The organism is Streptosporangium minutum, assembly GCF_002149035.1.
Classification (GTDB): Bacteria; Actinomycetota; Actinomycetes; order Streptosporangiales; family Streptosporangiaceae; genus Streptosporangium; species Streptosporangium minutum.
In genome coordinates this window covers 1-12,864 of the sequence record NZ_NGFP01000263.1, presented here as the reverse complement: position 1 = coordinate 12,864, position 12,864 = coordinate 1, and the positions used below count along the sequence as shown (strand labels likewise).

The window sequence follows — 12,864 nt, the reverse complement described above, 5'->3', positions numbered from 1 at the left end:
GGCAGGGGAGGCGTGGTCCGGGGCGGTGGACCTGTGTCCGCCTTCGGCAGCCCTCGTGCTGGGGAGGTTCCGGGGCGGTGGACGTGTGTCCGCCTCCGGCAGCCCTCGTGCTTGGGGATGTAGGGTTCGCTGAGCCGTCGGAGGCACCGGCAGAACCCGCGAGAAGGAGCGTGTGACATGACCTGGCACTGGCGCTATGAGAACGCGAACGGCGGGCTGGTGACCGAGGGGGTTGTGCCGCCCGAAACGTTCCCGAGTCAGGCGGACGCGGAGTCGTGGCTCGGTGAGAGCTGGCGTGAGCTGCTGGAAGCCGGTGTCGAGAAGGTCACTCTGCTTGAGGACGACCGGGTCGAATACGAGAAGATGTCACTGCGCCCCGAATGACGTCTCCGCGCCGCGAATGATGTCACTGTGCCGCGAATGACGTCTCCGCGCCCCGAATGATGTCTCCGCGCCGTGAATGATGTGTCCGCGCCGCGAATGAAGAAGAACCCCTTGGGGTGCCATTCCCAGGAATGGCGCCCCAAGGGGTTCTGGCTGTTCGGGTGACTACGGGCGCTTCTCGGGGCTGATGGTCTTGGCGGGGTCCCGCTCGACCACCGGGCCGAGGACGTCGTCGATCTTCTTCAGCACCTCGGCGTCCAGCTTCACCCCGGAGGCCTTGACGTTGTCACGGACCTGCTCCGGCTTGGTCGCCCCGATGATGGCGGAGGCCACGTTCGGGTTCTGCAGCACCCACGCCACCGCGAGCTGGGCCATGCTCAGACCGAGGTCGGCGGCGATCGGCTTCAGGTTCTGGACGCGGGTGAGCACGTCGTCGTTCAGCATCCGGGAGATGAAGCCGCCTCCGGCCGGGTCGGTGGCCCGGGAACCGGCGGGCGGCGGTTGGCCCGGCAGATACTTGCCGGTCAGCACGCCCTGGGCGATCGGGGACCAGACGATCTGGCTGAGGCCCTCCTTCTCGGACAGCGGCACGACCTCGGCCTCGATGACCCGCCACAGCATCGAGTACTGCGGCTGGTTGGAGACCAGGCGGTCGAAGCCCATCTCGTCGGCGATCTTCAGGGCCTGGGCGATCTGCTCGGCGTTCCACTCGCTGACGCCGACGTAGAGGACCTTGCCCTGGCGTACGAGGTCGTCGAAGGTCTTGAGGGTCTCCTCAAGGGGCGTCTCGTTGTCGAAGCGGTGGGCCTGGTACAGGTCGACGTAGTCGGTCTGCAGGCGGCGCAGCGAGCCGTGAACGGACTCGGTGATGTGCTTGCGGGAGAGGCCGCGGTCGTTGGGGCCGGCACCCGTGGGCCAGTAGACCTTGGTGAAGATCTCCAGAGACTCGCGGCGGACGCCCTTCAGGGCGCGGCCGAGCACCTCCTCCGCCTTGGTGCCCGCGTACACGTCGGCGGTGTCGAAGGTGGTGATCCCCTCGTCGAGCGCCGCCCGCACGCATTCCCGGGCGGCGTCCTCCTCGACCTGGGAACCATGAGTGATCCAGTTGCCGTAGCTGATCTCACTGACCATGAGGCCGCTACGGCCAAGGTGGCGGAATTCCATGCTTCCGACCCTAGTAGGTGTCATGCGACAGACCGATTCGGGATACTCTGCCCGGCGTGTTGCGGTTGATCACTTCTCGATGGGTACGGCTCGCACTCGTGGCCGCCGCGGTGGCGGCGATCGTCGTGGCGGTCCTGCGCCTGCGCCGGTCTCCGGCCGTCCCCGGGGACGCCCTCCGCGCGAAGATCGCCCCCGGATCCGGACTCGGACCCGAGGCCGAGGCCGTACCGGCTCCCTCACCGCAGTGGCCCCCCGCTCCGATCCTCGGTACCCCCACCGCCGACGACCTCAAGCGTTACGCCGTCAGGCCCTACATCCCCCGTTTCCTGGCCCCGGACTCTCCGCCGCGAAAGCCCCTGGACGACCTCACCCGGCGCCGCCTGACCCGCTGGGGCGCCGTCGCCGTCACGCTGTGCCTGCTGGTGTTCGGCACGCAGGCCCTGGAGAACGCGACCTTCTCCAAGGAGGCGACGGCCACGGAGGCCACGGGGGAGACCCGTTTCGGGGACATGCCCGAGACCCTGATCGACCCGTGCGTGCCCGGCTGGGAGCCGGACCCCGCCACGGGAATGGCGGGCGACCGCGTCGGCACGCTCTGCGAGGAGGATGCCTCCGGATGGTCGCAGGCGGAGGCGCCGTTCCCTGTGGACACCGCCCAGGCTCCGGACACCACCGCGACGGCCCCGGACGAGACGGTTCCCGACGCCGACTGCCACCCCGCGACGCGGACGCCCCGGGCGCGGCCGCTCAGCCCGAGGGTCGTCCGGGCGGTGAACAGGCAGTGGGCGCGGATCGAGAAGTGGCTGAAGGCCAACGCCCCGGCGAGCTACCGCACGCTCGGCTCACCCGCCAGGGCCCGGACGATCGCGGTCGCGGAGGCGCAGATGGGCCTGAGGTTCCCGAACGACCTGCGCGCCTCGCTGCTGCGGCACAACGGGGCCGTGGCGGCGGGCGGGAGCTGGCCGTTCGGCTTCCTGGGCAACGCGGGCATGGGGGTCCGGGAGATCCGTGACACCTGGCGGATGCTGTGCGGGATCGACGACAAGGTCGAGGACCGGGGAGAGGGCTCCGACCCGCGCGCGGAATGGTGGGACGGGCGCATGATCCCCTTCGGGACCGACGGGAGCGGCAACCATCTGGTGGTCGACTCGGTCATGCGCGACGTGGGGGAGACCGACCACGAGGGCCGGATGAGCTTCACGCCCGGCGGGATCCCGATCCGCTCGCACTACGCCCTGCTCAAGGCGGTCGCCGACGCGATGGAGACCGGAGGCGCCGTCGGCTACTGGAAGCCCCGGGTGACCGGGGGCGAGTTCGACTGGGACATCGTGAACTGAGGCCGCAGGTACGGCTCCGCCGGAAGTGGGCTGAGGCCGCAGGTACGGCTCCGCCGGAAGTGGACTGAGTTCTGCAGGTACGGCCACCGCCGGAGCCGGCCGCTCAGCGGCACTCCGCCCCGCCGGATGACCGAGCGGGGCGGAGGGACGCGGTGTCCTCGGAGGAGGCCCGGACGCCTACTTCTTCGCCGGGACGGGCTTGCCGCCGGGGAGGAAGGCGGGCGGCGGGAAGCGCAGCTTGCGGATCTGCAGCGCGCGCATGGCGGCGTAGAAGCCGACGCCCTTGACGCTCTCGCCGGGGAACTTCTCGGTCACGAGCTTCTTGACCTTCCAGGACACCCAGACCGAGGTGAACAGCACGCCGACCATCATGATCGGCCAGCCGATCGTGATGACGGCGGCGTAGATGTACTGCCGGGTCTCGCCGGGGAAGGGGACCCAGGTGAGCAGCAGGATCAGCAGCGAGAACGGCAGGAAGTACTGGCTGATGATCCGGCGGGAGTCCACCCAGTCACGGGCGAACTTGCGTGCCGGGCCCCGGTCGCGTGCCGGGAAGTAGCGCTCGTCGCCGCGCATCATGCCCTCGCGCGCCTTGACGCGGTCGTTGGCCTGGCGTTCGCGGAGCTGCTTGTAGGCCTCTTTGCGGTTCTGGGGGGCGTTCACCGGCTGGCGGCGACGGCCTTCGGCGTCCCGGCGCTTGGGTGTGGGACGCCCCTTGCCCGCAGGCTTAGGATCGTTAGCGGAGACGGGGGAGTCGTCCGCGGTGGTCTGGGTACGTCGGAACACATCGTCAGCCTACCGGGACTGCAACTTAGTGACGCCCTCGTGCGTTATGCGTAGGGTGAACCTAGGTGGCTCCGGAGCTTTCTATAGGGGGCAGGAATCACTGGGGTGACCCGAAGCGCATTTGAAGAAGGGGACGGCCGACGCGCATGAGCGTGATGAAGAGACTTTCCATGATCTTCAAGTCCAAGGCCAACAACGCCTTGGACAAGATGGAGGATCCACGCGAAACCCTGGACTACTCCTACCAGCGTCAGTTGGAGTTGTTGCAGAAGGTGCGCCGGGGTGTGGCCGACGTCGCCACCTCGCGCAAGCGGGTGGAGTTGCAGATCAACCAGATCGAGGCCCAGTCGCGCAAGCTCGAGGAGCAGGGTCGGAAGGCGCTGGGCGTCGGCCGCGAGGACCTCGCCCGCGAGGCGCTGACCCGCCGGTCGAGCCTGCAGACCCAGATCGCCGACCTCCGCGTCCAGCACGACAACCTGCAGGGCGAGGAGGAGAAGCTCACCACCGCCTCGCACCGGCTGCAGGCCAAGGTCGACTCCTTCCGCACCCGCAAGGAGACGATCAAGGCGACCTACACCGCGGCCGAGGCTCAGACGCGGATCAACGAGGCCTTCTCCGGCATCTCGGAGGAGATGGGCGACGTCGGTCTGGCGATCCAGCGGGCCGAGGACAAGACGGCCTCGATGCAGGCCCGCGCGGGCGCCATCGACGAGCTGCTGGCCAGCGGCGCGCTCGACGACTTCAGCGGGCAGCGCGGCGACGACATCCAGGCCGAGCTGGACCGCATGGGCGGCGGCCAGGACGTGGAGCTGGAGATCGCCCGGATGAAGGCCGAGCTCGGGCAGGGCTCCGCGCCCAAGAGCGCGATCGAGTCCGGACCGCCCCACCAGCAGCCCCAGCCCCAGCAGCAGCAGTCCCCCCAGACCCAGCAGTACCGTCAGCCGGGGGAGGGGCTGTGATCGTTCGCATCATGGGCGAGGGCCAGACCGAGATCGATCCCGGTGACCTCGGCGTCCTCAACGCCCTGGACGGTGAGCTGGAGGCGGCGATCGAGGCCGGCGACGAGGAGATCTTCCGGGCCCGCCTGCACGATCTGCTGGACAAGGTCCGCCATGTCGGCAAGGCGCTCCCGGACGACAGTCTGGAGCCCTCGGAGCTGATTTTGCCTCCGGCTGACGCTTCCATGGAAGAAGTGCGGGAGATGCTCGGCGATGAGGGGCTGATTCCCGGATAGTTTGGGCATATGGCACACACCCGGTTCGCCCCGGACCGGGGCCTGACCAGTCGCATGGTTCTGACCATGTTCCTGCTCGGACTGCTGTATGTCGTCTTCGTGAGCGTGTTGATCACGCTGGGAGTCCAGACGATCCTGGTGCTGCTCATAGCCGGTGGCACCCTGCTGGTGCAGTACTTCATGTCCGATCGCATCGCGCTGTTCGCGATGCACGGACGTGAGGTCACCCCGCAGCAGGCCCCGGAGCTGCACGGCATGATCGACCGCCTCTCCGCCATGGCCGACATGCCCAAGCCGCGGGTGGCGATCGCCGATTCGGACGTCCCGAACGCGTTCGCCACCGGCCGCAACCAGAAGAAGGCCGTGGTGTGCGTGACCACCGGCCTGCTGCGCCGTCTGGAGCGGGCCGAGCTTGAGGGCGTGCTCGCCCATGAGATGTCCCACGTCGCCCACCGCGACGTCGCCGTGATGACCATCGCCTCGTTCCTCGGCATCGTCGCCGGGCTCATGACCAGGGTCGCGCTCTTCAGCGGTCTGGGGCGCGGCCGCGACGATCGTGGCGGCCTGCCGATCGGCCTGATCATCATGCTGGTCTCCGCCCTGGTGTACGGGGTCAGTTTCCTGCTCACCCGCGCCCTGTCGCGCTACCGTGAGCTGGCCGCCGACCGCGCCGGAGCGCTGCTCACCCAGCGCCCCTCCGTCCTGGCCAGCGCGCTCGTCAAGATCAGCGGTGAGATGGCCCGCATCCCGACCAGGGACCTGCGCGAGGCCGAGCCGTTCAACGCCTTCTTCTTCGTCCCCGCGCTGTCGGGCGGCGCCAGCCTGGCGACGTTGCTGGCGACCCATCCGCCGCTGAACCGGCGCCTGGAACAGCTCGCCAGGATCTCGGCCCAGCTCGGCCAGGGAGTGTGAGCCGGTGAAGTGGTGGGACGCGCTGCTGGGCCGTACCGAACCGGTGAAACCGGACCTGGACGCGCTGTTCGCGCTGCCGTCGGCGGCGGTGACCCTGCAGGCCGCGACCGGGCTGGCGCCGACCGGGACGGGGTCGGTCTGCTTCCGCCCGGCCGAGGGAGGGGCCTTCGCCGAGCTGGAGCGTGACGTCACCCAGCTGCTCGCCGCCGGCGGCGGCCCACCGGTGGAGGAGTCCAAGGACGCCTACGGCTACACCTGGCTGCTGGTGCGCCGCACGCCCGAGCAGCTCAGCGACCTGGTCACCGATCTGCACGCGGTCAACTCCTCCCTTGAGGCGGCGGGTTTCGGCCCCTCCCTGCTCTGCTCCTTGGTCGTGTTCGCCGACGAGTCCGCCCGCGCGCTCGCCCTGGTCTACCTCTACAAGCGCGGCACCTTCTACCCGTTCGCGCCGCTGTCGGGCCAGCACAGGGACAACGCGCTGGAGCTTCAGGTGCGTGCCGCGGTCGAGGGGGAGCTCCCGATCGAGCCCGACCTCAGCCGCTGGTTCCCCCTGTGGGGCGCCCCCGGGCTCTAGGGCGATGCGCGCCCGGCGGAGGCTGGCCTGGATCGCGGCCTGCGGGTTCGCCGTCGCGGGCCTGTGCTACAGCGCCTGGCTGCCGGCGCAGTTCCTCAACCCCGGGATCGGCGGGCCGGACGCCTACGTCAGCGAGCTGGCGGCCGCCGACCAGCCGTGGTCGTGGCTGGTGCGGGCCGCCGACGTGATCGCCGGGATCGCCTGCCTGGCCGCCGTGGCCCTGGTCCCCGACGAGCGTCCCGGCCGGTGGGGCGCGCTCGGCTGGCTCGGTCTCGCACTGCTGGGCGGGATGACGGTTCTGGACAGCGGCCTGTTCCCGCTGGACTGCGCCGCGCTGAGCGACCCCGTGTGCGCGGCCGCCGAGGCGGCGGGGCGGGTCTCGCCGTCCCACCGGATCCACACGGTGACCAGCGCCCTGGCGTCCGCGGGAGCGATTGTCAGCCTCCTGGCGCTGCCGGTGAGCGCGCTGCGGCGGCGCAGGTGGCCGCTCATCGGGTACGGCGGGGCGGTGCTGGCCGTGCTCATGGCCGTGGCCACGGTGTGGACCCTGGCGGCCATCGCGTCCGGCGCCCCGGTGGGGCTCGCGCAGCGGTTCCAGGTCGCGGTCATCGGGCTCTGGCTGCTGTCGCTGGGGGCCGCGCTGTGGCGGGACCGGACGATGGCGGTCCCGCCGAAGTCGCACGTCCTGCTGGAGGGGGCCGGGACGCCGCCGGTGCTGATCTGCGCGGGAATGGCGGGAGCGTGGTTCCACTGGGACCGGGTCGCCGCCGACCTCAGCCGCGACCACGCGGTGATCCGGTTCGACCGGCCGGGCCTGGGCCTCAGCTCCGGCCACCGCAGGCCGCCCACGCTGCGCGAGGAGGCGGACCGGATCGGCGCGCTCGCGGGGTCACCGGTCGTGGTGGTGGGGCACTCGGCGGCGGGCCGGCACGCGGAGGCCTTCGCCCGGCTCCACCCCGGGCGGGTGGCGGGGCTGGTGCTGGTCGACCCCAGTTGCGAGTCCACGGTGCGGCCCCGCGGCGCGGCGCGCGCGGCCGCCGTGCGAGCCGTACAGCGTGTCCTTCCGGCGCTGGGCGGCACGTTCGGCGCGACCGCCGTCGCCTCCCTGGTGCTGCCCTTCGCGCACCGTCTCCTCATGGGGGCGCACGACGGCGCCCGTGCCGTGTACGGCAGGGGCCGGGTCCTGGCCGCCGCGACGGCCGAGTGGCTCGCCTACCCGGACATGACCGCCGAGCTCGACGAGCTGCGCGGGACCCACCCCTTCCCGGAGATCCCCGTGGTCGTCCTCAGCGCCGGTCCGGAGGACCGCTGCCACCACGACCTCGCCGAGCTCCTCGACGCCAAACTGATCTCCCTGCCCGGCACCGGGCACGAGGTCCAGCTCGAAAACCCCGAGGCGATCACCGGAGCGGTCCGGACGATTAGCAGATTTCACGATACGTAGCCGGGTATACGATCTGAGTAGCGATCACCTCGGGGGTGATGATGGCATCTCGGCTGAAGGATCGGGGCTGGACGGCGGCGGTGCCTCGGGCGCTGGGCGTGTTCTTCGCGGTGCTGGCGGCCTATTCGGCGCTCATCGCGCTCGTCGGGCCGGTCCGGAGGCTGCTGCGGCCGGCCACCGACGTGATCAGCACCAGCGTCTTCTCGGTCGAGGCGAACCTCGGCTACGCGGTCTTCCTGGCGATCCTCGCCGGCGCCCTCTCCCGCCACAAGCGCGCGGCGTACTGGCTGCTGGTCGTGCTGCTGTCGCTGACCCTCCTGCTCGACGTGCTCCTGCTGCCCCTGGTCTACCTCTTCGGCGACAGCGCCTTCCGGGGGCGCGAATCCACCTGGCTGCTGGCCACCGGGACGGTAAACCTGGTCTTCGTCGCCGGCCTGCTGACCGTGCTGGTGCTCGCGCGCCGAGAGTTCTACGCCAAGGTGCAGCGCGGCGCCTTCCGCAAGGCGCTGCTCACGCTCGCCCTCCTGTTCACGGTGTCCTTCGGCGTCGCCTACCTGCTGGTCGCCCTCTTCCCCGGCACGCTGGAGCCGCGGGGCCGGTTCGCCTGGGCGCTGGAGAAGTCACTGGGCGGCGCCGTCACCCTCGACCTCGACCGGGTCGGGCACCCGCCCGCCTGGGTCGGCTTCGTCGTGGGCCTGCTGACCGCCGTCGCGATCCTCTCCGCCTTCATGGTCCTGTTCCGCTCCCAGCGGGCCAGCGCCGAACTGCCCCCGGAGGAGGAGGCCGGGGTGCGCGCGCTGCTGGCCGCCACCGGGGAGCGCGACTCGCTCGGATACTTCGCCACCCGCAGGGACCGGACCGCGATCTTCTCCCCCAGCGGCAAGGCGGCCGTCTCCTACCGGGTGGTCGCCGGGGTCAGCCTGGCCGGCGGCGACCCGATCGGAGACGTGGAGGCGTGGGAACCGGCCATCCGGACGTGGATGGACCAGGCAGGGGAGTACGGCTGGACCCCGGCGGCCATCGGAGCGAGCGAGGAGGGCGCCAGGGCCTACAACCGGGCCGGGCTGCGGGTCCTCCAGCTCGGCGACGAGGCCGTGATCGAGGTCGCCCGCTTCACCCTGTCCGGCCGGGAGATGCGCGGGGTGCGGCAGGCGGTCAACCGGGTCGAGCGGGCCGGATACACCCTGCGCGTCCGGCGGCACGAGGAGCTGACCCCGCAGGAGATGCGCCGCATCATCGACCGGGCCGAGGCGTGGCGGGACACCGAGGCCGAACGCGGCTTCTCCATGGCGCTGGGACGCCTGGGCGACCCGGCGGACGGCAGGTGCGTGCTGGTCGAGGCGCTCGGGCCGGACGGCGGCCACGCCGCGCTGCTGTCGTTCGTGCCGTGGGGCGAGCGCGGCCTCTCCCTGGACCTGATGCGCCGCGACCGCGAGGCCGACAACGGCCTGACGGAGTTCATGGTCTCCGGCCTCGTCAGGCAGGCGCCCGCGCTGGGAGTGGAGCACATCTCGCTGAACTTCGCGGTCTTCCGGGCCGCCTTCGAGGAGGGCGCGAGGATGGGCGCCGGGCCGGTGCTGCGGGCCTGGCGGGGGATGCTGCTGTTCTTCTCCCGCTGGTGGCAGCTCGAGTCGCTGTACCGGTCGAACGTGAAGTACCGCCCCGAGTGGGTGCCGCGCTACCTCGCCTACGAGGACGGCCGCGACCTGCCCAAGGTCGGCCTCGCCTCGGTGATCGCCGAAGGCTTCCTGGGGCACGCGCCGAGCCTGCCCACCCTGCTGCGGCGCGGGGAGGGCCCGGTCCGCCCGGCGGTGGAGCCCCCCGCGGCGCCCCGCGCGGCCCTCGCGCCGGAGCCGGGCGAGAGCGGGGAGCGGGGCGCAGCCGTACCGGAACAGGTCAGGGTCCGTCTCGCCAAGCTGGACCGGATCCGGGCCGCGGGCGGCGACCCCTACCCGGTGAACTACCCGCGCACCCACACCGCCGCCGAGGTACGGCAGGCCCATCCCGGCCGGGCCGCCGACCTGCGGACCGGGGAGCGGGTGGCGGTGGCCGGGAGGGTGACGCTGGTCCGCGACCACGGCGGGCTGCTGTTCGCCACGGTCGCCGACTGGAGCGGCGCCCTCCAGCTCATGATCACCAAGGCCGCGGGGCTTGAGCGCTGGCGCGACACGGTGGACCTGGGCGACCACGTCGGCTGCGTCGGCGAGGTCGTCACCACCAGGACCGGGGAGCTGTCGGTGCTCGCCGAGGAGTGGGCGACGACCGCCAAGTGCCTGCGCCCCCCGCCCGGCAGGCGGCGCGGCGCGGCCGGCTCGGAGACGTGGGCCCGGCGGCCTCCCCTCGACCAGGTGACCGGTCCCGAGGCCCGCGAGACGCTGCGGATCAGGGGGGCGGTCCTGCACGGCCTCCGCGACGCCCTGGCACGGCGGGGCTTCCTGGAGGTCGAGACGCCGATCCTGCAGTCCGTCCACGGCGGCGCCTGCGCCCGGCCGTTCGTCACCCACATGAACGCCTACGACACGAGGCTCTACCTGCGGATCGCTCCGGAGCTGCACCTCAAGCGGCTGTGCGTGGGCGGGGCGGAGCGGGTCTTCGAGCTCGGCCGGACCTTCCGCAACGAGGGGGTCTCCCACAAGCACAACCCGGAGTTCACGATGCTGGAGGCCTACCAGGCCTACGCGGACTACCGGACGATGCTGGAGCTGGCCCGCGCGCTGGTCCAGGAGGCGGCCACCGCGGCGTTCGGCGCGCCGGTGATCCGCAGGCGCGGGCAGGAGATCGACATCTCCGGAGCCTGGCGGACGGTCGAGGTCAACGAGGCCGTCTCGGAGGCCGCGGGGGAGGAGGTGACCGTGGACACCTCAGTCCAGGAGCTCCGCAAGCTGGCCGACCGCCTGGCGGTGCCGTACGACCCGAGATGGGGGCGGGGCGCGGTGCTCCTGGAGCTGTACGAGCGGCTGGTGGAGGAGCGGACCGCCGGGCCGGTCTTCTACACCGACTTCCCGGCGGAGGTGTCCCCGCTCACCCGGCCGCACCGCCAGGACCCCCGGCTGGCCGAGCGGTGGGACCTGGTCGCCTACGGCGTCGAGCTCGGCACCGCCTACTCCGAGCTGATCGACCCGGTCGAGCAGCGCCGCCGCCTGACCGAGCAGTCGCTGCTGGCCGCCGCCGGGGACCCGGAGGCGATGGAGCTGGATGAGGACTTCCTGCACACGCTGGAGTACGCCATGCCGCCCACCGGCGGCCTCGGCATCGGCGTGGACCGGCTCATCATGCTGCTGACCGGGAGGACGATCCGGCAGACGCTGTCCTTCCCACTGACGCGGCCCCGGGGCTGATGCACTGACTGTGACCATTTGCCCTCACAATGGACCGTAAAAAGTCCTTAAAGGGAGGGTGTCGCCATGCCGGACCTCGTGTCCTTGCGGCCTGGGGATCCCGAGCGGGTGCGGGAGTACCAGCTCACCGCGCGGCTCGGCGAGGGCGGTCAGGGGACGGTGTTTCTCGGCGTGTCGCCCACGGGCGCCCGCGTCGCGGTCAAACTGCTCCGCGCAGATCTCGCCCAGGACGAGGAGGCGCTGGAGCGTTTCGTCCGCGAAGTCAGCACGACCCAGCGGGTCGCGCCGTTCTGCACCGCCGCGGTCATCGACACCGGCGTCGACCAGCACCGGCCGTACATCGTCAGTGAGTACATCGACGGCCCGACGCTGGACGCCGTCGTGGCCGGCGAGGGGCCGCGCGAGGGCTCGGCCCTGCACCGCCTGGCGATCGGCACGGTGACCGCGCTCGTCGCGATCCACCAGGCAGGGATCGTGCACCGCGACTTCAAGCCGTCCAACGTGCTGCTCGCCTCCGACGGCCCGCGGGTGATCGACTTCGGCATCGCCAAGGCGCTCGACCGGACCTCCACGCTGACCGCGATGGCGATCGGCACCCCCTCCTACATGACCCCCGAGCAGCTGGCGGGGGAGACCGCCGGCTCGCCCGCCGACATGTTCGCCTGGGGCTGCACGATGGTCTTCGCGGCCACCGGCCAGCCGCCGTTCGGCACCGACAGCCTGCCCGCGATCTTCAACCGGATCATGAACATGGAGCCCGACCTGCGGGCGATCACCGATCCGGCCCTGCGTGACCTGGTGGGGCAGTGCCTGTCCAAGGACGCCGCCCTGCGGCCCACGGCGGGGGAGGCGCTGCTGCGACTGCTCGGCCACGCCGGCGGCGCGCCGGGCGTGCCGACGCCCACCGCGCCGCGCGGCATCCTCGCAGAGGGGTCGGCGGCGGCCGCGCAGCAGACGGGCCCCGGCTCCGGCGGCCAGGCCCCTGCCCAGCACCCCGGCACCGGGCAGGGCGGCCATCCGTGGCAGGCCGGCCCGGAGGGCTACCCGCAGACAGGGCCGGACGGCTATCCCCAGGCCGGGCCGGGCCCCTCCCATCCCCACCAGACCGGCCCCGGAGGGCATCCGCAGGCCGGGCCCGGCGGGTATCCCCACCAGACCGGTCCCGGAGGACATGCGCAGGCCGGGCCCGGCGGGTATCCACATCAGACCGGCCCCGGAGGGCATCCCCATCAGACCGGCCCCGGAGGGCATCCGCAGGCCGGACCGGGCTACCCGCAGCAGCGGGCGGGCGCGGACGGCTACCCCCAGACCGGCCCCGAGGGCTACCCCCAGACCGGCCCCGGGGGCTACCCGCAGCACGCCCACCACCAGCAGGGACCGGGCTACCTTCAGGCCGGGCCCGGCGGTCACCCGCAGCAGGCGGTCCCGCAGCCCTACGGCGGCCCCGCGACCCATCCCTCCCGCGGCGCCTCGCCGTACCCGGGGCAGGGACCCGAGCCGGGGCGCGGGCGCAAGGTCTGGGTCATGGTCGGCGCGGGGCTCGCGGTCACGCTCGTCGCGGCCGTGGGGATCACGCTGGCGCTGCGCGACACCACGCCCGACCCGATCGTGTCCACCCACGCGGGCAGCACCTACCCGCCCGCCACCTCCCAGCCCGGCGACCCCACCCCCCAGGCGGGGGAGCCCACCAC

11 protein-coding genes are annotated in these 12,864 nt (G+C 72.0%); 9 read left to right on the top strand and 2 right to left on the bottom strand.

The window, feature by feature from the left end:
- Positions 1-177 precede the first annotated feature (177 nt).
- Positions 178-384, top strand: a complete 207-nt coding sequence (locus CA984_RS36825; protein WP_031167793.1) for a hypothetical protein — start codon at positions 178-180, stop codon at positions 382-384.
- A gap of 165 nt (positions 385-549) precedes the next feature.
- Here the strand turns inward: CA984_RS36825 and CA984_RS36820 are convergent, their stop codons facing one another.
- Entirely contained in the window at positions 550-1,548 is a 999-nt protein-coding gene (locus CA984_RS36820; RefSeq protein WP_086578020.1) for an aldo/keto reductase family protein, read from the bottom strand.
- Positions 1,549-1,604: 56 nt separating this feature from the next.
- Between CA984_RS36820 and CA984_RS36815 the strand changes: the two genes are divergently transcribed.
- Positions 1,605-2,885, top strand: coding sequence for an SMI1/KNR4 family protein (locus tag CA984_RS36815; RefSeq protein ID WP_133061885.1), 1,281 nt, complete (start codon positions 1,605-1,607; stop codon positions 2,883-2,885).
- A gap of 177 nt (positions 2,886-3,062) precedes the next feature.
- On the opposite strand, the gene CA984_RS36810 is transcribed toward CA984_RS36815, so the two are convergent.
- Positions 3,063-3,671, bottom strand: coding sequence for a DUF3043 domain-containing protein (locus CA984_RS36810; RefSeq protein ID WP_012889366.1), 609 nt, complete (start codon positions 3,669-3,671; stop codon positions 3,063-3,065).
- Between the two features lie 146 nt (positions 3,672-3,817).
- Here CA984_RS36810 and CA984_RS36805 point away from each other — a divergent pair, with 146 nt between their 5' ends.
- From CA984_RS36805 to CA984_RS48905, 7 genes are all read left to right on the top strand, one after another.
- Positions 3,818-4,630: a PspA/IM30 family protein gene (locus CA984_RS36805; protein WP_207621175.1), complete on the top strand. Its 813-nt coding sequence runs from the start codon at positions 3,818-3,820 to the stop codon at positions 4,628-4,630.
- Complete coding sequence (gene pspAA, locus CA984_RS36800; RefSeq protein ID WP_086578017.1) at positions 4,627-4,905, top strand: PspA-associated protein PspAA; 279 nt, start codon at positions 4,627-4,629, stop codon at positions 4,903-4,905. The genes CA984_RS36805 and pspAA overlap by 4 nt, the downstream gene beginning before the upstream one ends.
- Before the next feature lie 9 nt (positions 4,906-4,914).
- Positions 4,915-5,817: a zinc metalloprotease HtpX gene (gene htpX / locus CA984_RS36795; protein ID WP_086578016.1), complete on the top strand. Its 903-nt coding sequence runs from the start codon at positions 4,915-4,917 to the stop codon at positions 5,815-5,817.
- Between the two features lie 4 nt (positions 5,818-5,821).
- Entirely contained in the window at positions 5,822-6,391 is a 570-nt protein-coding gene (pspAB, locus tag CA984_RS36790) for a PspA-associated protein PspAB (RefSeq protein WP_086578015.1), read from the top strand.
- A 4-nt stretch (positions 6,392-6,395) separates the two neighbouring features.
- Positions 6,396-7,835: an alpha/beta fold hydrolase gene (locus CA984_RS36785; RefSeq protein ID WP_086578014.1), complete on the top strand. Its 1,440-nt coding sequence runs from the start codon at positions 6,396-6,398 to the stop codon at positions 7,833-7,835.
- A gap of 38 nt (positions 7,836-7,873) precedes the next feature.
- On the top strand, positions 7,874-11,173 hold the full coding sequence (gene lysX / locus CA984_RS36780) for a bifunctional lysylphosphatidylglycerol synthetase/lysine--tRNA ligase LysX (protein ID WP_242676381.1): 3,300 nt from the start codon (positions 7,874-7,876) through the stop codon (positions 11,171-11,173).
- Between the two features lie 66 nt (positions 11,174-11,239).
- A partial coding sequence (locus CA984_RS48905; protein WP_207621174.1) for a serine/threonine-protein kinase occupies positions 11,240-12,864 on the top strand: 1,625 nt, incomplete at its 3' end.

Coding starts and splice junctions, on each gene's coding strand:
- htpX (WP_086578016.1), top strand. CDS start 4,915: ATGGCACACACCCGGTTCGCCCCGGACCGGGGCCTGACCAGTCGCATG.
- CA984_RS36825 (WP_031167793.1), top strand. CDS start 178: ATGACCTGGCACTGGCGCTATGAGAACGCGAACGGCGGGCTGGTGACC.
- CA984_RS36805 (WP_207621175.1), top strand. CDS start 3,818: ATGAGCGTGATGAAGAGACTTTCCATGATCTTCAAGTCCAAGGCCAAC.
- lysX (WP_242676381.1), top strand. CDS start 7,874: ATGATGGCATCTCGGCTGAAGGATCGGGGCTGGACGGCGGCGGTGCCT.
- CA984_RS36785 (WP_086578014.1), top strand. CDS start 6,396: ATGCGCGCCCGGCGGAGGCTGGCCTGGATCGCGGCCTGCGGGTTCGCC.
- CA984_RS36820 (WP_086578020.1), bottom strand. CDS start 1,548: ATGGAATTCCGCCACCTTGGCCGTAGCGGCCTCATGGTCAGTGAGATC.